The sequence below is a fragment of the Streptomyces sp. NPDC052036 genome, from assembly GCF_040680495.1.
Classification (GTDB): domain Bacteria; phylum Actinomycetota; class Actinomycetes; order Streptomycetales; family Streptomycetaceae; genus Streptomyces.
Genome location: NZ_JBFAWW010000025.1, coordinates 23,221 through 44,142 on the forward strand (window position 1 = coordinate 23,221; position 20,922 = coordinate 44,142).

Annotated in this window: 18 protein-coding genes and 1 pseudogene; 10 read left to right on the forward strand and 9 right to left on the reverse strand. The window is 71.5% G+C overall.

All coding sequences use genetic code 11. The features are described 5' to 3' along the window. Positions 1–37 precede the first annotated feature (37 nt). Positions 38–712 carry a GPP34 family phosphoprotein gene (locus tag AB0L95_RS28620; RefSeq protein ID WP_365166204.1) on the reverse strand — a complete coding sequence of 225 codons (675 nt, stop codon included), beginning with the start codon at positions 710–712 and terminating at the stop codon, positions 38–40. A gap of 446 nt (positions 713–1,158) precedes the next feature. Here AB0L95_RS28620 and AB0L95_RS28625 point away from each other — a divergent pair, with 446 nt between their 5' ends. From AB0L95_RS28625 to AB0L95_RS28640, 4 genes are all read left to right on the forward strand, one after another. Next, entirely contained in the window at positions 1,159–2,787 is a 1,629-nt protein-coding gene (locus AB0L95_RS28625; RefSeq protein WP_365166206.1) for an ATP-binding cassette domain-containing protein, read from the forward strand. A gap of 84 nt (positions 2,788–2,871) precedes the next feature. Next, positions 2,872–3,648 (forward strand): dimethylargininase, encoded by a 777-nt coding sequence (ddaH, locus tag AB0L95_RS28630; RefSeq protein WP_365166208.1) that lies wholly within the window; start codon positions 2,872–2,874, stop codon positions 3,646–3,648. Positions 3,649–3,877: 229 nt separating this feature from the next. Then, positions 3,878–4,852, forward strand: a complete 975-nt coding sequence (locus AB0L95_RS28635; RefSeq protein ID WP_365166210.1) for an acyl-ACP desaturase — start codon at positions 3,878–3,880, stop codon at positions 4,850–4,852. Positions 4,853–5,041: 189 nt separating this feature from the next. After that, positions 5,042–5,503, forward strand: a complete 462-nt coding sequence (locus AB0L95_RS28640) for a hypothetical protein (protein ID WP_365166212.1) — start codon at positions 5,042–5,044, stop codon at positions 5,501–5,503. 98 nt (positions 5,504–5,601) lie between these two features. Here AB0L95_RS28640 and AB0L95_RS28645 read toward each other — a convergent pair whose 3' ends face one another. Together AB0L95_RS28645 and AB0L95_RS28650 are read right to left on the reverse strand one after the other, a co-directional pair. Further along, positions 5,602–5,817, reverse strand: a complete 216-nt coding sequence (locus AB0L95_RS28645; protein ID WP_311694183.1) for a hypothetical protein — start codon at positions 5,815–5,817, stop codon at positions 5,602–5,604. Between the two features lie 152 nt (positions 5,818–5,969). Then, positions 5,970–6,221, reverse strand: a complete 252-nt coding sequence (locus AB0L95_RS28650; protein WP_365166214.1) for a WhiB family transcriptional regulator — start codon at positions 6,219–6,221, stop codon at positions 5,970–5,972. Between the two features lie 296 nt (positions 6,222–6,517). Between AB0L95_RS28650 and AB0L95_RS28655 the strand changes: the two genes are divergently transcribed. Together AB0L95_RS28655 and AB0L95_RS28660 are read left to right on the forward strand one after the other, a co-directional pair. Further along, a complete protein-coding gene (locus AB0L95_RS28655; protein ID WP_365166216.1) occupies positions 6,518–7,312 on the forward strand; it encodes a VOC family protein in 795 nt (264 codons plus the stop codon). Positions 7,313–7,582: 270 nt separating this feature from the next. Next, positions 7,583–8,791: a glycoside hydrolase family 64 protein gene (locus AB0L95_RS28660; protein ID WP_365166219.1), complete on the forward strand. Its 1,209-nt coding sequence runs from the start codon at positions 7,583–7,585 to the stop codon at positions 8,789–8,791. Positions 8,792–8,848: 57 nt separating this feature from the next. On the opposite strand, the gene AB0L95_RS28665 is transcribed toward AB0L95_RS28660, so the two are convergent. The 3 genes from AB0L95_RS28665 to ligD form a co-directional block, all read right to left on the reverse strand. Then, positions 8,849–9,904 (reverse strand): LacI family DNA-binding transcriptional regulator, encoded by a 1,056-nt coding sequence (locus AB0L95_RS28665; RefSeq protein WP_365166222.1) that lies wholly within the window; start codon positions 9,902–9,904, stop codon positions 8,849–8,851. 110 nt (positions 9,905–10,014) lie between these two features. Further along, a complete protein-coding gene (locus AB0L95_RS28670) occupies positions 10,015–10,953 on the reverse strand; it encodes a multicopper oxidase domain-containing protein (RefSeq protein WP_365166224.1) in 939 nt (312 codons plus the stop codon). A 132-nt stretch (positions 10,954–11,085) separates the two neighbouring features. Then, on the reverse strand, positions 11,086–12,111 hold the full coding sequence (gene ligD, locus AB0L95_RS28675) for a non-homologous end-joining DNA ligase (protein WP_365166227.1): 1,026 nt from the start codon (positions 12,109–12,111) through the stop codon (positions 11,086–11,088). Between the two features lie 269 nt (positions 12,112–12,380). On the opposite strand from ligD, the pseudogene AB0L95_RS28680 reads away from it, so the two are divergent. The 3 genes and pseudogenes from AB0L95_RS28680 (at position 12,381) to AB0L95_RS28690 (ending at position 15,369) form a co-directional block, all read left to right on the forward strand. After that, positions 12,381–13,109: pseudogene (locus AB0L95_RS28680) on the forward strand (alcohol dehydrogenase catalytic domain-containing protein). Positions 13,110–13,272: 163 nt separating this feature from the next. Next, positions 13,273–14,343, forward strand: a complete 1,071-nt coding sequence (locus AB0L95_RS28685; RefSeq protein ID WP_365166229.1) for an ATP-dependent DNA ligase — start codon at positions 13,273–13,275, stop codon at positions 14,341–14,343. A 63-nt stretch (positions 14,344–14,406) separates the two neighbouring features. Next, complete coding sequence (locus AB0L95_RS28690) at positions 14,407–15,369, forward strand: DUF3048 domain-containing protein (protein WP_365166231.1); 963 nt, start codon at positions 14,407–14,409, stop codon at positions 15,367–15,369. Between the two features lie 35 nt (positions 15,370–15,404). On the opposite strand, the gene AB0L95_RS28695 is transcribed toward AB0L95_RS28690, so the two are convergent. Both AB0L95_RS28695 and AB0L95_RS28700 read right to left on the reverse strand, forming a co-directional pair. Beyond that, a complete protein-coding gene (locus tag AB0L95_RS28695; protein WP_365166233.1) occupies positions 15,405–15,737 on the reverse strand; it encodes a hypothetical protein in 333 nt (110 codons plus the stop codon). Between the two features lie 243 nt (positions 15,738–15,980). Continuing rightward, positions 15,981–18,668 carry an AAA family ATPase gene (locus tag AB0L95_RS28700; protein ID WP_365166236.1) on the reverse strand — a complete coding sequence of 896 codons (2,688 nt, stop codon included), beginning with the start codon at positions 18,666–18,668 and terminating at the stop codon, positions 15,981–15,983. 284 nt (positions 18,669–18,952) lie between these two features. Here AB0L95_RS28700 and AB0L95_RS28705 point away from each other — a divergent pair, with 284 nt between their 5' ends. Further along, entirely contained in the window at positions 18,953–20,104 is a 1,152-nt protein-coding gene (locus AB0L95_RS28705; RefSeq protein ID WP_365166239.1) for a DUF2510 domain-containing protein, read from the forward strand. 148 nt (positions 20,105–20,252) lie between these two features. Here the strand turns inward: AB0L95_RS28705 and AB0L95_RS28710 are convergent, their stop codons facing one another. Then, positions 20,253–20,867: a TetR/AcrR family transcriptional regulator gene (locus tag AB0L95_RS28710; RefSeq protein ID WP_365166241.1), complete on the reverse strand. Its 615-nt coding sequence runs from the start codon at positions 20,865–20,867 to the stop codon at positions 20,253–20,255. Positions 20,868–20,922: the final 55 nt, after the last annotated feature.

Sequence of the window (20,922 nt, forward strand, 5' to 3'; positions counted from 1 at the left end):
TGGCGGCAATCCGACAGATACGTACTCCTTCGGGGTGTCAGCCGCCGGTCCGGGCAGGTGGCGCGGCGGTGTCCGGTCCGGACACGGCCGTGCGCACTGCGAGGACCACCCTCGCCAGCACGGGCACGGCGCGGCTCCCGCGGACCGTCAGGGCCTCGATCCGCTCCCCGTACCCATCGCGGTCCGCGGGGCCTGTCACGGTGGGCAGTCCGGCCGCGGCGGCCAGGGCCACGAGGGCCGCGTCGTCCTCCAGGACCTCCGCGACGGGTTCGGGGCCCGTGAGCGTCTGCCGCGCCTTGTGTTGCAGCGCTTCCACCGCCTGCACCCGCTCCAAGGTGTACGCCACGGGCCGGAGGAGCCCGAGACCCCTCCTGCTGTCGGCGCGCAGAAACCCCGCGGCGGCGAGCTGCGCGCGGACCGCGCGGAGGGTGACACCGGCGTAGCACGTCACCCAGGACTCCCAGGGACGGGGCCCGGACTCCATGACGAGTTCGAGGAGTCCGTCGAGGACGGGGTCGCCGCTGTGGGCGTCGAGATCGCGCGGGGTGGCCACACCGTCCGCGTCGACGAGCAGTCCGCGCCCGGTCAGCTCGGTCAGGGCGCCCGCACGCACCACAGGGGCGAGGCCGGGGTCAGGGCGGAGTCTGCGCCGGGCGGTGTCCCAGGCAAGCAGATACAGCCGGGCGGGCAGCGAGGGGGATCCGTCGGACACGAGGCCTCCTTGCGCGCGGGGTCGGTGCGGAATACGGGTGCCCCGTACGGACGTGAATACGAATGCCCGCTAGAGAGGTGACGGCGAACCCTCGGTGCGGAAGAAACCACGGACGGGTGGGGGACACGAGTGCGCGACGGGGGGGCACACCGGGGCGCCGGCCGGACGCGGACGGGGCCGCCGAATATTGCGTTGACACCCCTGGGGCCCCTTCCTACCGTGGAGCACGTCCTGTTGCCGTCGATTGGAGAAGGACGTTGCTCGTCTGAGGTCCTGAGACACCGCGTCACACAGCGCTGTCCGCGTCTGTGTGCGTAGCGTGCGACCTCGGCGTTCGAGCCGTCCTTACATCCGGCGCGGGACTTTCTCCGTGTCCGCGGACCGTCGCCCTCTTGCGGTGTCTCACACGCGTCGCCCCACCCACTACGAGCAGTCGCGAGGCCCGCATGTCACACACCCCTGCCATCACCGTCACGTCCCTGTCCTTCTCCTGGCCCGACGGCACCCCCGTCTTCGAGGACCTCCAGCTCGCGATCGGCTCCGGCCGGACAGGGCTCGTCGGCGTCAACGGAGCGGGCAAGTCCACCCTGTTGAAGCTGATCGCCGGGAAACTCGTCCCGGCCGAGGGCACCGTGCGCGTCACCGGCGAAATCGGCTGGCTGCCGCAGAACGTCACACTCGACACCGCGCTGCGCGTGGACGAGGCGCTCGGTATCGCCGCGAAGCGCGCCGCGCTGCACGCCATCGAGGCGGGCGACGTGGCCGAGGAGCACTTCACGGCCCTGGGCGACGACTGGGACGTGGAGGAACGCGCCGAGGCGATGCTCGGCGAACTCGGGCTCGGTCACATCGGCCTGGACCGCACCATCGGAGAGGTCTCCGGAGGGGAGTCCGTCCTGCTGCGCCTGGCCGCGCTGCTGCTGCGCCGCCCCGAGGTGCTCCTGCTGGACGAGCCCACCAACAACCTCGATCTGTACGCGCGCCGACGGCTGTACGCCGCGGTCGAGGCATGGTCGGGAGTGATGGTCGTGGTCAGCCACGACCGTGAACTCCTCGACCTGGTCGACCAGATCGCGGATCTGCGCTCCGGGGAGGTCGTCTGGTTCGGCGGCACCTTCTCCGCCTACGAGGAGGCGCTGGCAGCCGAGCAGGAGGCGGCGGAGCGCATGGTGCGCGTCGCCGAGGCGGACGTGCGCAAGCAGCAGCGGGAGCTGAGCGACGCCCAGGTCAAGCTGGCCCGCCGCAAGCGGTACGGCCAGCGGATGTGGGACAGCAAACGCGAACCGAAGATCGTCATGGGAGGACGCAAACGGGCGGCTCAGGAGTCCGCGGGCAAGCATCGCATCCTGCACGAGGAGCGGCTCGCCGAGGCCAGGGAGCGCCTCGACGAGGCGGCCGGTGCGGTACGGGACGACGACGAGATCCGTGTCGACCTGCCGTACACGGCGGTCCCGCCGGGGCGGTCGGTGCTCACACTGAGGGATCTGGAACTGGCGTACGGCGCGCGGGTGGCCGGCAGCCTCGACCTGCACGGTCCCGAGCGGATCGCGCTGATCGGGCGCAACGGCGCGGGCAAGACCACTCTGCTGCGGACGATCGCCGGTGAGCTTGAGCCGGTGACGGGCGAGGTGAGGGCCCATGTGCCGCTGCGCTTTCTGCCGCAGCGGCTGGACGTCCTCGACGACGGGCTGACGGTCGCGCAGAACGTGGCCCGGTTCGCGCCGGGCGCCACCGACAACCGGATCCGGGCCCGGCTGGCCCGCTTCCTGTTCCGTGGCGCGCGGGCCGACCAGCCGGCCGGGACCCTGTCCGGCGGCGAGCGTTTCCGTGCCGCCCTGGCCGCGCTGATGCTCGCCGAGCCGGCACCGCAGCTGCTGATGCTGGACGAGCCGACCAACAACCTGGACTTGGCGAGCGTGCGACAGCTGACCACGGCCCTGGAGTCGTACGAGGGAGCGCTGATCGTGGCCGGGCACGACATGCCGTTCCTGGAGTCGATCGGCATCACGCGCTGGCTGCTGTTCGACGGCGAACTCACGGAGACCACGCCGGAAGCCGTCGGACGTCCGGCGTAGAAGGGAGGCGTACCCGGGGCTTTGTCCCCGGGATACGGGCCTGCATGATGGCGGGCGACACCATCAGCCGAGACGGAGTTCCACGTGCCCAGCAAGAAGGCCCTCGTCCGCCGACCGAGCCCTCGCCTCGCCGAGGGGCTGGTCACCCACGTCCAGCGGGAGAAGGTCGACGTCGACCGCGCCGTGGAGCAGTGGGAGGCGTACACGAAGGCCCTGCGCACGCATGGCTGGGAGACCGTCGAGGTGGAACCCGCCGACGACTGTCCGGACTCGGCGTTCGTCGAGGACGCGGTGGTGATGTACAAGAACGTGGCGCTGATAGCCCGGCCCGGCGCCGAGTCCCGGCGCGGGGAGACGGCGGGCGTCGAGGAGGCCGTGGCCCAGCTCGGCTGCTCGGTGAACTGGGTCTGGGAGCCGGGCACCCTCGACGGAGGGGACATCCTCAAGGTCGACGACACGATCTACGTCGGCCGCAGCGGCCGTACCAACAGGGCCGCGATCCAGCAGGTGCGCGCGGTCTTCGAACCGCTGGGCGCCCGGGTGGTCGCCGTGCCGGTCACCCGGGTGCTGCACCTGAAGTCGGCGGTCACCGCGCTCCCCGACGGCACCGTCATCGGCCATGTGCCGCACGTCGACAAGCCGGCACTGTTCCCGCGCTTCCTGCCGGTTCCGGAGGAGTCCGGTGCGCACGTCGTGCTGCTCGGCGGCGACAAGCTGCTGATGGCGGACAGTGCCCCGAAGACGGCCGAGTTGCTCGCCGACCTCGGGCATGAGCCGGTCCTGGTGGACATCAGCGAGTTCGAGAAGCTGGAGGGCTGTGTGACGTGCCTCTCGGTGCGTCTGCGGGGGCTGTACGGCTGACCCGCCGAGCGCACTGACCCCTTTGGCCCCGTGGACCGGGCTTCCCCGGGGCCTTCGGTATACCCCTCACCTGCCGTGTCCCGGGCTGACGCCTCATGAGGCCCCCTGCCTGAGCACCGATTTTACAGCGCGCTTAACCTACGGGTTCGTAACCTACGGCTACGTAGCCTACGATCCCGTAGGTTCCGGCGCCGCTCGCCGGTTTGCTCGACGTCCCCATGGAGTTCCCGTGACGATCACTTCCCCTCACCTTGGCAGCCCGTCCGCCTGGACCGACGCCCGGCTGCTGTACGCCCTGGAGGAAGTGGTCGAAAAGGAGCTGAACCGCCATCTGAAGGTCGCCAAGGACTGGATGCCGCACGAGTACGTGCCGTGGAGCGACGGCCGCAACTTCCCCGGCTTCTTCGAGGACGGCACGGCCTGGGACAAGGAGCAGTCCAAGGTCACCGAGATCGGCCGGATCGCGCTGGTCGTCAATCTGCTGACGGAGGACAACCTCCCCAGCTACCACCACGAGATCGCCTCCCTCTTCGGCCGGGACGGGGCCTGGGGCACCTGGGTGCACCGCTGGACCGCCGAGGAGGGCCGGCACGGCATCGTGATGCGCGACTATCTGCTCGCCTCGCGCGCGGTCGACCCCGACAAGCTGGAACGGTTCCGCATGTCGCACATGAGCGAGGGCTTCACGTCGGACAACGGGCACTCGATGCTGCACTCCGTCGCGTACGTCGCCTTCCAGGAGCTGGCCACCCGCATCTCGCACCGCAACACCGGCCACCAGTCCGGCGACCCGGTCTGCGACCGGATGCTCGCGCGTATCGCGACCGACGAGAACCTGCACATGGTCTTCTACCGGAACCTGCTGAAGGCCGCGTTCGAGATCGCGCCCGACCCCACCATGCAGGCGGTCCGGGACGTCGTGGTCAACTTCCGTATGCCGGGCCACGGTATCCCCGGCTTCGAGCGCGCCGCCGCGCAGATGGCGATCGGCGAGGTCTACAACCTGCGCATCCACCACGACGACGTGCTCCAGCCGGTGCTGCGCCATCTGAAGGTCCTGGAGATCGACGGTCTCGGCCCCGAGGGCCGCCAGGCCCAGGAGGAACTCGGCCTGTTCATGGGCGGGCTCGACGCCGAGGCCCTGAAGTTCGACGAGCGGCTGGCGGCGCGCAAGGCTCGCATGGCAGCGCGCGCGGGGGCGTGACGCGGGCGCTCGGCACCGCCCCGAACGCCGTCTTAACGTTTCCGCAGTAAACGCCAGGCTTCGCCACCCTTTTGCCAGGGGGAACCATGCATCAGCATGCATATGCCGGTCGGTGTTCCCTCGCGGGCATTCACCCGGCCCAGTCCCCGTACTACGCCTGGTCGGGCCGGGTGGCCCCTGGAGCTTCTGATGACGAATGCGATGTGGACACACGGCGTGGAGTGGCTTGCCGCCGCCACGCCGGACCCTCGGGCGGGCGATCGGGCATGGCTGCCGGGTGACGGAACGGTCCTGATGGAGGCCGGGCGCCACTGGGACCTGGTGAGTGTCCCCCGCCAACTCGGCCTGCTCACCCTGGACATCCTGTGGTACGACCCCGCGCGCGCCCCCGGGCCGACGCTGGTGGACTCGGCGGCGCACCGGGTGGGCTTCCTCGTGCCCCCGGATCCGGCCTGCCACTGGTCCGGGGAGGGGGTACGGCATGCGAGCAGGGGGGCGTGGGTCGCGGTGCCCCCGCCGCACCGGACAGCCCGCTCGCTGGAGTGGATCGTTCCCCCCGACTCGTGCGCGGCGCTGCATCCGCCGGTCATACTCCGACTGGCGCTGCGCGAGGCCTACGAGACGCTCGCGGTACTGGCACCGGTCAGCTAGTGCCGCGACGGGAAAGGTTCACCGGCTCGCGGCGCCTGGCACGGCACCAGATCTTCCGCACTAGATCTTCCGCAAGGCCTCGGCAAGGCGGAGTTCTCCTACACGGCCTCGTAATGGTGCGCCTCCGCTCCGCGCCACTTCACCCATGCGGGATCGTCGAGCAGGTCCTCGGCGTCGGGCAGGCCCGCCCGGCCCAGAAACTCGATCACGTCCTCGTCCGAGAACGCCAGCCCCAGACTCTCCCCGCGCGCGGTCACCCGCCGGCCGCCGGTGCCCGACGGTGGATGAACGATGACAGGAGCCCGTCCGGACATGTCTCCAGCATCGTCCCGCGCGTCCGGACGCGCATCCGGACGGACCCCGTGGTCCGGGGTCCCACGGGTGCTCCCCCGCTGTCGCACCCCCCGGCTCCCGTGCGCCGCTCAACGGGCCGGTCCGAGGTGTCCCACGACGGTCCGGCCGGATCTCATCCGTTCTCCCGTCCCCGCCGCAGATGCAGCCGCTCCTTCTCGGACAGCCCGCCCCAGACGCCGAACCGTTCGTCGTGGGCGAGCGCGTAGTCGAGACACGCGGAGCGGATCGCGCACAGCCCGCAGATCCGCTTCGCCTCCCGCACCGAACTGCCCGGCTCCGGGAAGAAGAAATCGGCCCCCGTCTGCGCGCACAGCGCCTGCTCCTGCCAGGCGATGTCGGACACGATGCTCGCTTCGATGTGCATGGTCGAAAGCGTTTCGCGCCGCGAAAAACGTCTGATCAACGCGAGATCAACGCCTCTACCCGAGGCCTCGCCCACGGCTTCCATGGTGGCCGCGCCGAAGGGGGCGCCGCACGGCGGCGCGCGGCATCACACGCCACAAAGGGCCGCCACGCAGACACACTCTACCCGTCACCCACCGTCACGGGGACCGAACCCATAACTCCTTCGGCGATTGCCGGGCGATTGTCAGTGGGCGGTGCAAGACTCGGCAGTGCAGGCACCGGGAACCCTCGCAGGACCCTCGAAGGAGGGCACTCATGCTCACCACCCGCTTCGTCGACGGCGCCCCGAACTGGCTGGATGTCGGCACCCCGGACATCGACGGCGCCGTGTCCTTCTACGGCGGCCTCTTCGGCTGGCAGTTCGAGTCGGCGGGCCCCGAAGCCGGGGAGTACGGCTTCTTCCAGCTCTCCGGCAAGACCGCGGCCGGTGGCATGGAGATCACCGAGGAGCAGGGGCCGCCCTCCTGGACCATCTACTTCCAGAGCTCCGACGCCGAGGCCACGGTGAAGGCGGCCGAGCAGGCCGGTGGCACCGTGCGGGTCCAGCCCATGGACGTCATGGGCGAGGGCCATATGGCCATCCTCGCCGACCCCGCGGGCGTCCCCTTCGGCATCTGGCAGCCGGCCCGGACCAAGGGCATCGAGGTGGCCGGTTCGCCCGGGGCGGCGTGCTGGGTCGAGCTGTACACCCCGGACATCGCCCGCGCCGCCGCGTTCTACCACCGGGTGCTCGGCTGGGAGACCGAGGGCGTGCCCTTCCCCGGCGGCACCTACACCTGCATCAACCCCGAGGGCGCGGGTGCGGACGCCATGTTCGGCGGCCTCGTACCGCTGGCCGACGACCCCCTGGAAGCGGGATTCGGCGCGCACTGGCTGCCGTACTTCTCCGTCACGGACGCCGATGCGACGGTGAGCAAGGTCCAGGAGCTGGGCGGCACGGTCCGACTGCCGGCCACGGACCTCGAAGGGGTGGGCCGTATCGCCAGGCTCGTCGACCCGTACGGAGCGCACTTCGCGGTCCTCAAGAGCGCCCCACGTCAGCAAGGCTGACCTCGCCGGGGCGGTGAGGTCCGGAGCCCGCGTCCCGGATCTCACCGCCCCGCGTCGGTGGTCCTGCCGCACCCGGCACCGGGCCCCAACACTACTGGCTTTCCTGTGAGTTGCCATCACTTCTTGAACGCATGAAATTTTCGAGAGCGCTCTCAGTCATGACCCTTGACGCCTCAACCTCTCCTGGGAACAGTGGAGCGCACCGCGGGGACCCCCCCTCTGCCCCACCCTCCCTGCGCTCCCCACCCCCCACCCCCCGGGAGACGACCGGTGATATCGCGTCGAGTGTTTCTGACCGGAGCCGCCGCGGCCGCGGCCTCCGGAGCCCTCGCCTCCAAGTCCGCCCAGGCGACCCCCGCGACCTGTCAACTCGCCCTGCGCAACGTCTCGTTGCCGGGCACGGTCCGCGCGTATGTGACCGGGCACGAGCAGTCGACGGGCAACTGGATGCTCCTTCGGGCCGACGGCAGCGTCTACCGGCCGGGGTCGCCCGCCGCACCGGGGACCCCGCTGCCCGTCGACTGCGCCATCCCTCTGGGTCCCGCTGGCTCGTCCCCGACGGTACTGACCCTTCCTCAGATGTACGGCGCTCGGATCTACTTCGTCCGCGACGACACCCTCGCCTTCTACCTCAACCCGGGCCCCGCCCTGGTCGAGCCGGCGTTCGCGACACCCGCGGACCCCAACTACGGCAAGACATGGTCGTTCTGCGAGTTCACCTTCAACTCCAGCCAGCTGTACGCCAACATCAGCTATGTCGACCTGGTCACCGCACTCCCGATCGGGCTCACCCTGGAGGGCGACGCCACGCACACGGTCGCACCGCTGCCCGACGGAGCGGTGGACCGGATCGCCTCGGACCTCACGGCCCAGACGGCGAAGGACGGACAGCCCTGGGACCGGCTGGTGGTCCACGGCTCCGACGGCAAGGTGCTCCGGGTCATCTCTCCGCAGAACCTGATGGCGCCGTACTTCGACCAGCCCGACAAGATGCCCTTCCGTGATCTGTGGACCGCCTACGTCGACCAGGTCTGGCAGAAGTACCGCGGCACCGATCTGCGCATCGACCTCCAGGGCGGCCGGGGCGTGTTCACCGGACGGGTCACCGGGGACATCCTCGCCTTCACCGGCGGGCACAGCTTCGCCAAGCCCACCTCGCGGGACATCTTCACCTGCAACCACGGCCCCTTCGCCAACAACCCCGGCGACCCGGACGACCGGAAGGCGCTGCTCGCCCGCCTCGCCGCCGGCTTCAACCGCTCCCTGATGCTCACCCACCCCGACCAGCCGGGCGGTGTGACCGCCGCCGACTACTACCAGGGCCAGGTGACCAACCACTGGGCGCGGGTCGTGCACGCGAACACACCGATCGGGTACGCGTTCCCGTACGACGACGTCCGCCCGGACGGCCAGCCGGACGTGTCGGGGGCGGCGTACGACGGCAACCCGAGGCGTTTCACGGTGACCGTCGGCGCATGACACCCGGGCCGCGCGCCCGCCCTCGCCCGCTCCCGCCCACCGGTCGGGCGCCCGGGCTCAGGCGGACGCGCGTCGCACCAGTGTCGTCGGCAGCACCACAGCGGACGGCCTCTCTCCCACGGCGGACGTGTCGCCCGGGTCCGGCGCGCCACCGCGCCGGTCCAGTCCGCGCAGCAGCAGCCGCGCCATCAGCCGCCCCATCTCCTCTATGTCCTGGCGGACCGTGGTGAGGGGCGGATCGGTCTGCTCGGCGACCGGCAGCATGTCGTCGAAGCCGATGACGGCGACGTCCTCGGGCACCCGGCGCCCCAGCGCGCGCAGCACGCGCAGGGCGCCGGACGCGCTCAGGTCGTTCGCGGCGAACACGGCGTCCAGATCCGGGCAACGCTCCAGAAGCCGCCGCATGGCGCGCTCGCCACCGGCCGGGGTGAAGTCCCCGTCGGCGATCAGCTCCGGGCCGGCGTCGGCCATGACGTCCCGGAACCCGTCGAGCCGGTCCACCGCTGACGTCTGGTCGAGGGCGCCGGTGATGTGGGCGATACGACGGCGGCCGAGGCCCACGAGATGGCGTACGGCCTCGCGGGCCCCGCCGCGGTTGTCGCTGTCCACGTACACCGCGCCGCCCGTGCCGTCGCCCCAGCCGGGCCGCCCGCCGAACACCGTGGGCACCCCGGCGTGCCGCACCAGTTCGGGCAGCGGGTCCTCCAGGTGCAGCGAGAAGACGAGGGCGCCGTCGACATGACCGCCGGCGAGATACCGGCCGACCCGGGCGTGGTCGGCGCGCCCCTCGGTCAGCAGCAGCACGAGCTGCGAGTCATGTGCCGTCAGTTCCTTGCTGATACCGCGCAGTTGCAGGGCGAAGAAGGGGTCGGCGAAGACCCGGGTCTCCGGTTCGGCGATGACGACGGCGATCGCGTCGTGCCGCTTGGTCACCAGGCTGCGCGCGGCCTGGTTCGGCACGTATCCGAGTTCCTCGACGGCCCGGCGCACCCGCTCGACGAGGGGTTTGCGCACACCGTCCCCGCCGTTGACGACCCGGGACACGGTGGCCCGCGAGACCCCGGCCCGGGCGGCCACGGCCTCCAGGGTGGGACGCGGCGCGGACTCGGTCACGTGGGGCCCCCTCCCTCGGCGGTTGCGGATCAGGATAGCCCGCGCCGCACTACCCGCTGAGAGCGCTCCCCGCCGGGCTCGACCGGTACCGCCGAGCCCTCCGACGCCCGTCAGTGCCGGTGCACCTCGTAGGTCGGAATCGTTCCGTTGGGGTTCTTCACCAGGAACAGCCCGGCCATGCCCCGGTCGGCGTGGTGCTGCACATGGCAGTGGTACATCCACGCCCCCGGCCCGACGCCCTCCCCCGCGAGCACCTGGAAGCCGAAGGAGTCTCCGGGGCCCACGATCCTGTTGTCGATGATCGGGCTCGGATCGCTCGGTCCGCTCAGCAGACCGGTGCGGTTGTGCGCCCAACGATGGCCGTGCATATGGAAGGTGTGGAAGTCGTCGCCGTGCGTGATCATCACGAACTCGACGCGGTCCCCGAGCGTCGCCGCGAAGTCGGGGCCGGTGTGCGAGCTGCGGTTGTTGATCATCGTCTCGTTGAAGACGATCGTGTGCGTCTTGAGGGGGAGGATGTCGCCCGCGCGGCGCACGATCACCGGCCCGTACAGACCCCTGCGGATACCGCCCGTGCCGTGGTCCGAACCGACGATGTGGTCGTGATAGTGCCAGTAGCCCGCGCTGCCCTCCCGCCAAGTGCCGTCCGCACGACGGCCGGGGGCATGGGTGCGCCAGATGTAGGTGCGGGTGGCGCCCGGCCGTACCGCACTGCGGCTCCAGCGGGTTCCGTCCTGGGAGATCTGGTAGTCCAGGCCGTGCACATGCAGGCTCACCGTGACATCCATCGTGTTCACGAAGTGGATGTACAGCGTGTCGCCCTCGATGAGCTCGATCAGCGGACCGGGGATGGTCGCCTTCCCCCGCTGCAGTCCGTAGCCCATCTCCCCGTTGCGGAGTCTCTCGGCGTACAGCGTGATGTGCCTGACCTTGCCTCCGGGGGGCGCCGTGCGCAGCGGCGTACCGGCGGCCTCCGGGGCCACGGACAGCGACGTCGCAACGGCCGCACTCCCGAGCAGCATCCGGCGGTTGAAACTGCGTCTGTCCATGCCGGACTCCCCATCCTGTTCCGAGTTCACGGAGAAGAGCCGCTGGGACGAACCGAGGGCGGTAGCGGCATGCAGTGATCTTATCCGCATTGAGGACAAATGCCGCGTATTGCGGCCATATCGACACTTGTCTTATGTCGGCGGCGTGTCGTTCCGCCGGGCACGGCTCGGCTGGACCCGCTTCGGCTCGCCCGGCATCTTCGGATACTCCGGCGGATAGGGCAGATCACCGAGGCCGTGGTCGCGTTCGTCCCGGCGGGCCAGATCGAGGAGTGCCTCCAGGGAGAAGGCATGGTCGTCCATGTCCGCGTGGACGTCACCGAGCCGGGCGAACCGCCCCGGCATGGTCGCCAGGTCGAAGTCCTCGGGCACCACGTCGGGGACCTCCTCCCAGCACAGCGGCGCGGACACCGGGGCGTGCGGCCGGGGACGTACGGAGTAGGCGGAGGCGATGGTGCGGTCACGCGCTGTCTGGTTGTAATCGATAAACACCTTTTCGCCCCGTTCCTCCTTCCACCAGGCGATGGTCACGTGCCGGGGCATCCGGCGCTCCAGCTCGCGCCCCACGGCGATGGCGGCGCGGCGCACCTGAGTGAAGGTCCAGCGCGGTTCGATGGGCACGAAGACATGCAGCCCCCGGCCGCCGGAGGTCTTGGGCCAGCCGCGAAGTCCGCCGAACTCGTCAAGTACGGCGCGCAGTTCATGGGCGGCGCGCACCGCGTCGGCGTAGTCGGTGCCGGGCTGCGGATCGAGGTCGAGGCGGAGTTCGTCGGGGCGGTCGACGTCGTCGCGGCGCACCGGCCACGGATGGAAGGTGAGGGTGCCGTACTGCGCGGCCCACACCACGGCGGCGACCTCGGTGGGGCACATCTCGTCGGCGCTGCGGCCACTCGGAAAGGTGATGTGGGCGGTGGGGATCCAGTCGGGCATGTTCTTGGGTGCCCGCTTCTGGAAGAAGGACTCGCCGGTCACGCCGTCCGGATAGCGCTCCAGGGTGGTGGGCCGGTCACGCAGGGCGCGCAGAATGCCGGGGCCGACGGCCAGGTAGTACTGCGCGAGGTCCAGCTTGGTGAAGCCGCGCTCCGGGAAGAAGACCTTGCCCGGACTGGACAGCCGTACCGTCCGGCCTGCCGCCTCCAGTTCCACCGCATCTCCCATGCGAGCCACGGTAGGCGCACGGGACATGCTCCGCACAACGGACACATGGCACGGCGCGGCGGGCGCGGGACCGTCCGGGATCCGTCGACGCCCGGATCGGAGCCTGGCCGTTTCGCGCCGGGAGCCGTGGGGGGACTCGGACGGCACGCCGCCGGAGCGCTGCGGCTGCGCGCGGCGGGCCGGCGGCAACCACACCACTTCAGGATTCTCCGCGCCACCTCATCACCGCCGCGCCGCGGTCGTGCCGCGCGGCACCGAAGGAAGCAATCATGAAAGCAGCGGTCTACGAAGGCCCGCGAACGGTCACGGTGAAGGACGTACCGGACGCGCAGATCGAGCACCCCTGTGACGTCATCGTCAAGATCACCACCACCAACATCTGCGGTTCGGACCTCCACATGTACGAGAGCCGCACCTCGTTCGAGCCCGGCCGCACCCTGGGACACGAGAACATGGGCCAGGTCGTGGAGGTCGGCTCGGCCGTCCGCAAGGTCCAGGTCGGCCAGTACGTGGTCCTGCCCTTCAACATCGCCTGCGGCCTCTGCAAGCAGTGCGAGCGGGGTCTCGCCAACTACTGCCTGACCATGCAGCCGGAACCGGCGCTCGCCGGAGCTGCCTACGGATTCGCCGGCATGGGCCCGCCGGCATGGGCCCCTACCAGGGCGGCCAGGCCGAACTGCTGCGTGTGCCCTACGGCGACTTCAACGCGCTGCGTCTGGGCGAGGAGGCCGGAGGCGCACGGCAAGGTCCCGATCGACTTCGGCATGATGTGGCTCAAGGGCCAGCAGATGGGAACCGGGCAGGCGCCGGTCAAGCAGTACACCCGTGCGCTGCTGGACCTCATCGCCGGCGACAAGGCCCAGCCCAGCTTCGTCGTCTCCCACGAACTCAGCCTGGACGAGGCCCCCACCGCCTACGAGCACTTCGACGCCCGTGACGAGGGCTGGACCAAGGTCGTCCTGCATCCCAACGGACGCGGCAACGGCCACAAGCGGTGAGGGACCCGACGGCCGCCGCTCCGCCCGCGTCCCCGCGCCGGTCCGGCCGGCGGGCGGGCGGCGGTGGCCGCCCCGGCCCCGCTTGACGGGCACGTACTTAAGGCCCGTACTCAGGCGCGTACTCGACAGGCGGGGGCCTGGATCCGCTCCTAGAGTCAAAGCCATGGATCTGCCGGTGATGCCGCCCGTCAAGCCGATGCTCGCCAAGCCGGTGGCGAAGATCCCGCCGGACATGCAGTACGAGGCGAAGTGGGACGGGTTCCGGGCGATCGTCTTCCGCGACGGCCCCGAGGTGGAGCTGGGCAGCCGTACGGGAAAGCCGCTGACGAGGTATTTCCCGGAGCTGGTGGAGGCGCTGCGGGAGCGGTTGCCGAAGCGCTGTGTGCTGGACGGGGAGATCGTGATCGTCCGGGAGGGGCACCTCGACTTCGACGCGCTGACGGAGCGGATCCATCCGGCGGCCTCCCGGGTGCGCACCCTCGCGGAGCGGACCCCGGCCTCGTTCGTGGCGTTCGACCTGCTGGCGCTGGACGACCGGTCGCTGCTCACCCTCCCGCTGACCGAACGGCGCCCGCTGCTCGAGCAGACGCTGTCGTCGGTGACGCCGCCGGTCCACCTCGCGCCCGCGACGACGGACCGCGCGGTGGCGCAGGACTGGTTCCGGCACTACGAGGGCGCGGGTCTGGACGGAGTGATCGCCAAACCGTTGTCGCTGTCCTACCGTCCCGACGAACGCGCGATGTACAAGATCAAGCACGAGCGCACGGCGGACGTGGTGGTCGCGGGCTACCGCTTCCACAAGAGCGGCCCGGTCGTGGGCTCCCTGCTGCTCGGGCTGTACGACGACCGGGGTGCCCTCCAGCATGTGGGGGTGTCCGCCGCGTTCTCCATGAAACGGCGCGAGGAACTCGTGGCGGAGCTGGAACCGCTGCGGATGGAGGACGCCGGGGGCCATCCGTGGGCGGCCTGGTCGGACGAGGCGGCGCACGAAACGGCCCGGCTGCCCGGTGCGCCCAGCCGCTGGTCGGGGAAGAAGGACCTGTCCTGGGTGCCGCTGCGGCCCGAGCGGGTGGCCGAGGTGGCGTACGACCACATGGAGAACAGGGTGCGCTTCCGGCACACCGCCCGTTTCCGCCGCTGGCGCCCGGACCGCGCTCCCGAGAGCTGCACCTACGCCCAGCTGGAGGAGCCGGTGCGGTACGACCTCGCGGAGATCCTCGGCACTGCCGACTGACCCTGACACGTGTTTGTCAGTGTTTATCGACACCGATCGTGTGCTTATAGGTTCAGTATGGGCATGCGACAGACCGCGCGGAGACGGCACGGCAGGACGACGGCGGCGCTGCTGGCCGTCGCGATCACGGTTGGCCCGGTGGCGGGATGCACCGGGGGCGGTGCCCCCAGGGGCCATGGACAGGACGGCGGCCGATCCCCCTCACCCGCCTCCTCCGGGCCGGTACTCGCGGTGAAGATCGACAACGTGGCCGCGGCGCGCCCGCAGACGGGTCTGGACCAGGCGGACCTCGTCTACGCCGAGCAGGTCGAGGCCGGGCTCAGCCGGCTGATGGCGGTGTTCGCGACGAAACTGCCGACGGTGGTCGGCCCGGTGCGCAGTGCCCGTGAGTCGGATCTGGAGCTGCTGCGCCAGTTCCACGGACCGACGCTCGCCTTCTCCGGTGCGCAGCACAAGCTTCTGCCTCTCATCGGCAAGGCACCCCTGACCCCGGCACCGCCGGACAGGAACTCCGACGCCTACTTCCGTGACCCCCACAAGGCCGCCCCGCACAACCTCTATCTGCGACCGCAGCGCCTGATGAGGTCCGCGCCGGGAGCCGCCGCGCTGACCACCGGCTTCCGCTTCGGCGCCGCACCGGCGGGCGGCACCCCTGAGACCACGCACACGGTCCGCTTCCCGTCCTCCCGCTTCACCTTCACCTGGTCCGTCGAGCGCAGTCGCTGGCTGGTGGCCATGGACGGGACCCCGACGGTGACGACGGACGGGACGCGGGTGGCCCCGGCGACCGTGGTGGTGCAGTCCGTACGGGTGCGCACGTCCGGCCTCCACGACGTCCTCGGCAACAACTCGCCGTACACGGAGACGGTGGGCTCCGGGAAGGCTCAAGTCCTGCGCGACGGAAAGGTGTTCGACGTTCAGTGGCGGCGGGCGTCGGCGGCGGACGGCACACGGTTCACCACGGCGGACGGCACACCGATGAACTTCGCGCAGGGGCAGGTCTGGGTCGTGCTCGCGAAGGAGTGAGCCGGGGCGGGCGAGCCGCTGTCACCCCGTCCGCTCTACGCCCGGCGGCTGAGCCGGCGTCGGATCGCCGTACCGGCGTCACGACGGGCGGGGGCGAGCGCCGTGCGGGCGTCGTCGGCCGAGCCGAGTCCCAAAGCCGCCGCGATCGCCTCCCAGGCGACACCGCCTTCGAGCAGCGCCTCCACGGCGGCACCGACGGCGACCACCGTCTCCCGGCGAGCCCGGTCGAGTTCGGCGAGCGCACGTAGCAGATCGGGGGCCGTCGCGGCATCGGACAGTCCGCTCTGCGCCGCGTGCCGCGCCTGGTCGGCGGTGACCCACCAGTCGGCGGCCGGGTGCGGGGAAGCGGTGACGAGGGTCCGGTCCACGGGGTGCCGCCTTCCTTGCCGGATACGTATGCGGGGGCTGCCGTGACCGCCAGTCTAGGTCGGTGATCCGGTGAGCGGTGGGCGCGGTCCGCTGAACGGCCCAACGCGCGGGGGCGGCACCGACAGCCTCGCCGCGCGCTCGCCGCGGCCGACGCGCTCGGCGCCGACTGCCGACGGGGTATCACCCCGCGGCCGTGGCACCGGGGTCGGTCACGCATCGACCGGCCGCGCCGCGGCCGAGCGTCACGCGATCCCCGGGCCGTCCTCCAGCGCCCGTTGTGCCTGGGCCGCCAGCCCGTCCGCCCCGCACGACCGCGCCAGCGTCAGGCCCCTCTTCAGCTCGGCCGCCGACCGGGTGGCCACGCCGTACTCGACACGGGCGAGGGCGTGCTCGTAGGCACAGGGCGACGCCTCCAGATAGGTCACCGCCCGGGCGTACAGTGCGGCGGCGCGCTGGCCCGTCTCCAGGGCGGCGGCCACCCGCAGTGCCTCTCCGATCGCGGTATCCGTGCCGAACAGCTCGGCCTGCCGGCGGGCGGACAGGGCGAGTTCGGCGGCACGGCGCGGATCGTCGGCGGCCAGTGCACGGGCGAGGTCGGCGGCCCAGGGAGCCAGTACGGTGTTGTGACCGCGCCCGGCGGCCGCCTTCTCGGCGGCCTCCAGTTCGCCCACTCCCTCCTCGGTCCGGCCGACGGCGAGCAGCAGCCGGCCGCGGACGCACCGGGTGTCGGGCAGCACGATGGTGGAGGGGTACGGCGGCGCGAAACCGTATCGCTCGGCGAGCGCCCAGGCCTCCTCGACATGCCCGCGGGCGAGCAGGGTGTCGACGAGCCCGCAGGTCGCGGACCAGTACAGAGGCAGTCCGCGGCCGACGCGCTCCGCGAGGCGCAGGGATTCACGCAGAGAGGTCTCCGCCTCTCTGAGCCGGCCCCGCCTGCGGTGGGCCAGTCCGACGTAGGCGTGCGCCAGGGCGAGGTGACCGCCGCTCCACCCGGCGGACTCGTAGGCGCGCAGGGCCTCCGTGAACAGGCTCTCGGCCCGGTCGAGGCGGTCGGTGTAAGCGTAGGCACTGCCCAGCATCAGCAGCAGTTCGATGCCCCACTCGGTGTCGGTCCAGCCGAGTCCGGGAGCGAGGCGGCCGTTGACGAGGGCGCGGTCGCACAGCTCCACGATCTCCTCGGCGTTCTCGCCGTGGGTCATCGCGTCGAAGCCGCGCAGGATGAGCAGCGCGCGTTCGGCGTTGTCCCGCCCGGCGCAGGTGCGGGCGAGTTCGGCCAGCTCCCGCGAGCGGTCCGGTGAGTCCTCCTCGGCCGCGTGGATGCCCTCCCACATGTAGTGCACGGCCTGCAGACGCATCCGGGAGGGCCCTGGCTCGAGGCGGGCGGCCTCCTCGTCGACGGTGCGGACCGCCTCGTCCAGCTGGTCGTTGTGCAGCAGGGCCTGGGACAGGCGGCAGACGGCGTCGACGCGTACCGCGCCCTCCAGGCCGGGTATGGCGAGGGCCGCCTGAAGGTAGTCGATGGTGGTGGCGGGCGAGGTCAGCAGGGTGGCGCAGCCCAGTTCGTAGAGCACATGCGGGTGGACCTCGGGCAGCGGCGGCTCCAGCAGGGCCCGCTCCAGACAGCGGCGGGCCGCTTCGGGGGCGCCGACGGCGAGGTGCTCGCGCGCCGCCTCGCGCATCTGCTCCACGAGTTCCTCGTCGTCGTCCGGATGGACCTCCAGGAGGTGGCGGGAGGCGGCTGCCGCCCCGAGTCCGGAGTCTGTCACGACCTGCGCGGCGATCCCGTGCATGGCGGTGCGCAGCCCGTCGGGGATGGAGCGGTAGACGGCACTGGCGATCAGCGGGTGGACGAACTCCAGCTCGCCCTCGGCCGCCTGGCGGGCGGCCGGATCGGGCTCGGCCAGGATGCGGGCCGCGCCGAGGAGTTCGGCGCACCGCACCGCCTCCTCATGGCGCATGGTGGCGAGCTGGGCCACCAGGTCGACGGTGATGCCGGTGCCGAGGATGGCTGCGGCCCAGGCGAACCGGGTGGCCTCGATGCCGAGGCTCTCCAGTCGGGCGACGAGACCGTTGCCGCGGGCCGAGCGGTTCAGGGCGCGCAGTTCGGCGGCCGACGCCTCGACCGGTTCGAGCTGACTGTCCTGCACCTTGGCGAGGAGTTCGACGGTCTCGTACGGGTTGCCGCCGGTCACGGCCCACACCTCGCGGCAGAACGGCGCGTCGGCGTGCGCGCCGAGGGTGGCGCGGGTGATTCCGGCGGTCGCGTCCGGGGTGAGTTCGCTCAGCGTGCTGATCGGGCGGTGGGCGGCCGCGGCGATCGTGTCCAGGTGACGGGCGCTGTCGCCGGTGACCTCGCCGGTGCGCAGGGCGACCACGACCAGGACGCGCAGTTCGTCGAGGCGCTCGCAGAACGCGGCGAGCCAGTGGAGGGTCTCCAGGTCGGCCCACTGCGCGTCGTCGATGAGCAGGACCAGGGGCCACTCCCGTTTGGCGAGCCGGGAGACGGCGACGACCAGGCCGTCGCACACACCCTGCGGGTCGGCCTGCCGTTCGCCCGGTTCCGTTATCCCGAGGGCGGGGCCCGCGACGTCGTACCAGTCGCCCAGGTACTCCCGCGCCTCCTCCGGCATCAGGGAGAGCAACGCGGGCTGGAGCAGCTGCCGTACGACATTGAAGGGGACGGACGTGACGGTCTCTCCCCCGCGCGCCGACCACACCGTGCAGCCGCGCCGCTCCGCGATACGGCGTGTCTCGGTGAGAAGCGCGGTCTTGCCGATGCCGGCCTCCCCGCCGATCACCAGCAGGCTCCCCGACGCGGAGGGCGAGGCGTCGTCACGTAAGGCGTCCACCGCCTCGGTGACGACGGCGATTTCCGCGTCGCGTTCCCACAGGGAAGCCGAGGCGGCCGCTCCGGGCCGTGCCTCCGTCATCCCGGTACCTCCCCAGGTCGCCCAAACGACGTACAGACATCGAGCCTAGCCGCCCCCGGGCTCCGGCGGAGCCGGGTCGGGGCACCTGTTGCCGTGATGGGTGACTTGCGATGCCCTGGGGCGACGCGACGGGCCGCCGACCAGCCGAGGAAAGGTTTCGTCGGTCAACTTCTCGCAAAACGGGTCCCTTCGGCGGCCACTGACGGTCCGCCGGAGAACCGGCGCGATCCGGCCGGTCGGGGGGCTCTCATCCCTCTTTCACGCATGCCTCCTACGGTGGTCCCATGACGCAGGTGACTCCTCCCGGGTGGTACCCCGACCCCGGGCAGACAAGTGACGGGCCCGCCACCGAGCGCTGGTGGGACGGCAAGGCGTGGACGGACCGGACCCGACCTGCGGATCAGGCCGCCGCATGGGCTCCGCCGGCACAGCCGCCGGGCGTCGGACCGTATCCGGGCGGCCCGTTCGCCGCCGCGCCGTATCCGGCGGTTCCGGCCGCCCCGCCCGCCCCGGCGCGGCGCGGCCTGCGGACCGGGACGGCCGTCGTGGCGGCGATCGCCGTGCTCGCGGGCATAGGCGGCGGTGTCTACGCGCTCACCGCGAACGGCGGCGGCGGGAACTCCGCGCGTTCCCAGGGAGCGGGGGGCCAGGGGGGCTTCGGCGGTCCGGAGGGCCAGGGGGGCCGAGGCGGGCAGAACGGGCAAGGGGGGCAGGGGGGCCAGGGCGATCCCTTCGGCGACCAGGGCGGGCCCTTCGGCGGCCAGGGCGGCCCCGACGGCTCCGGCGGATCGGACGGCTCCGGCGGATCGAACGGGTCAGGCGGATCGAACGGGTCAGGCGGATCGGACGGGTCAGGCGGATCGGACGGGTCAGGCGGATCGGACGGGTCCGGGGGGACCGAGGACGGGTACGCCACCGACCCGTTCAACGGCATCAGCATCCCCGTACCGAGCGGCTGGAGCGGCAACCTCATCGAGGGCGGCGCGGCGATCCAGTCGAAGGGCGAGTACAAGTGCCCCGGTGACACGACGAAGACGTGCAACACCGGCGGGGCGTACTCGGCGTCCGCGAAGGCGCAGGGGCTGACGGCCACCACGGCGGAGGCCGCGGCCAAGCAGGACATCGCCAAGAATGCCGAGGAGTCCTACGGCGGCGCGAGCTACGGCGGGATCACCTCGCACCAGGTGCTCGCCTCGAAGGCGGTGACGGTGGCGGGACAGAAGGGCTATCTGGTCCGCTGGAAGGCGGTCACCGGGAAAGGCGCGGACGGCTATGTCGAGTCGCTGGTGTTCCCCTCGCCCGCCGGCTCAGGGCAGCTGGTCGTCGTCCGCTTCGGTATAGACATCGGCTCGAAGGCGCCGCAGCCGTCCGTCCTCGACCAGGTCACCGCGGGCATCAAGGCGGCCTCCGCGGGCGGCGACGGGCAGAACGTCTGAACCATCGCCCGGCCGGCCGTAGTGCGGCCGGGCAGGGTTCCCCTCCGCTCAAGAGGAACCCCACCCGGCCGGGGTGTGCGCCGCCCCCGTCCCCACGGTGCGGCGCGAGGGCCGACGTCCGGTCATCCCACGGACGGCGGCCCGGTCTCTAGGCCAGTCCCAGCAGCGGGAGCACCGCCACCTCGACGTAACGCATGAAGTACTCCTCGTCCACGTACTGCCCCTCCAGCAGCGGCCGGGCGCGGAGCACGCCCAGCAGCTGGACGGGGATGAACTCGAGGGCCGGATGGTCGGCGGGCACCTCGCCGCGCTCCACCCCGCGCCGCAGGATCTCCCGCAGCGCCTTGGTCTCGGGTTCGACGAGCGCCTCGCGCAGCGCCTGGGCGAGTTCCTGGTCCTGCACGACGGCGGGACCGAGGGCCTGGAGCAGCTTGGTGTCGCGACGGGACCACGCGGCCGCGGCCCGTGCGGCGCCGCGCAGGTCCCCGGCGAGGGAACCGGTGTCGATGCCCGCGATCCGCTTTGTGCGGCTGGATCTGAGGGCGGCGGCCACGAACTGCGGCTTGGTCTTCCACTGCCGGTACAGCGTCGACTTGCTGCACCGGGTGCTGGCGGCGATGCCCTCCATGGTGACCGAGTCGTAGCCGCATTCGCGGATCTGCTCGAGCACAGCGTCGAAGAACTCCCGCTCACGCTGCGGCGTGAGCTTGGAGCGGCGCGAAGCGGCAACCGAATCCGGTGCCTCCGCTGCCTGCGACGTCATGGCTGGCTCCTCCTCCGTAGTGCGCCCGGCCCGTGGGCCGCTTCACACCAGTATA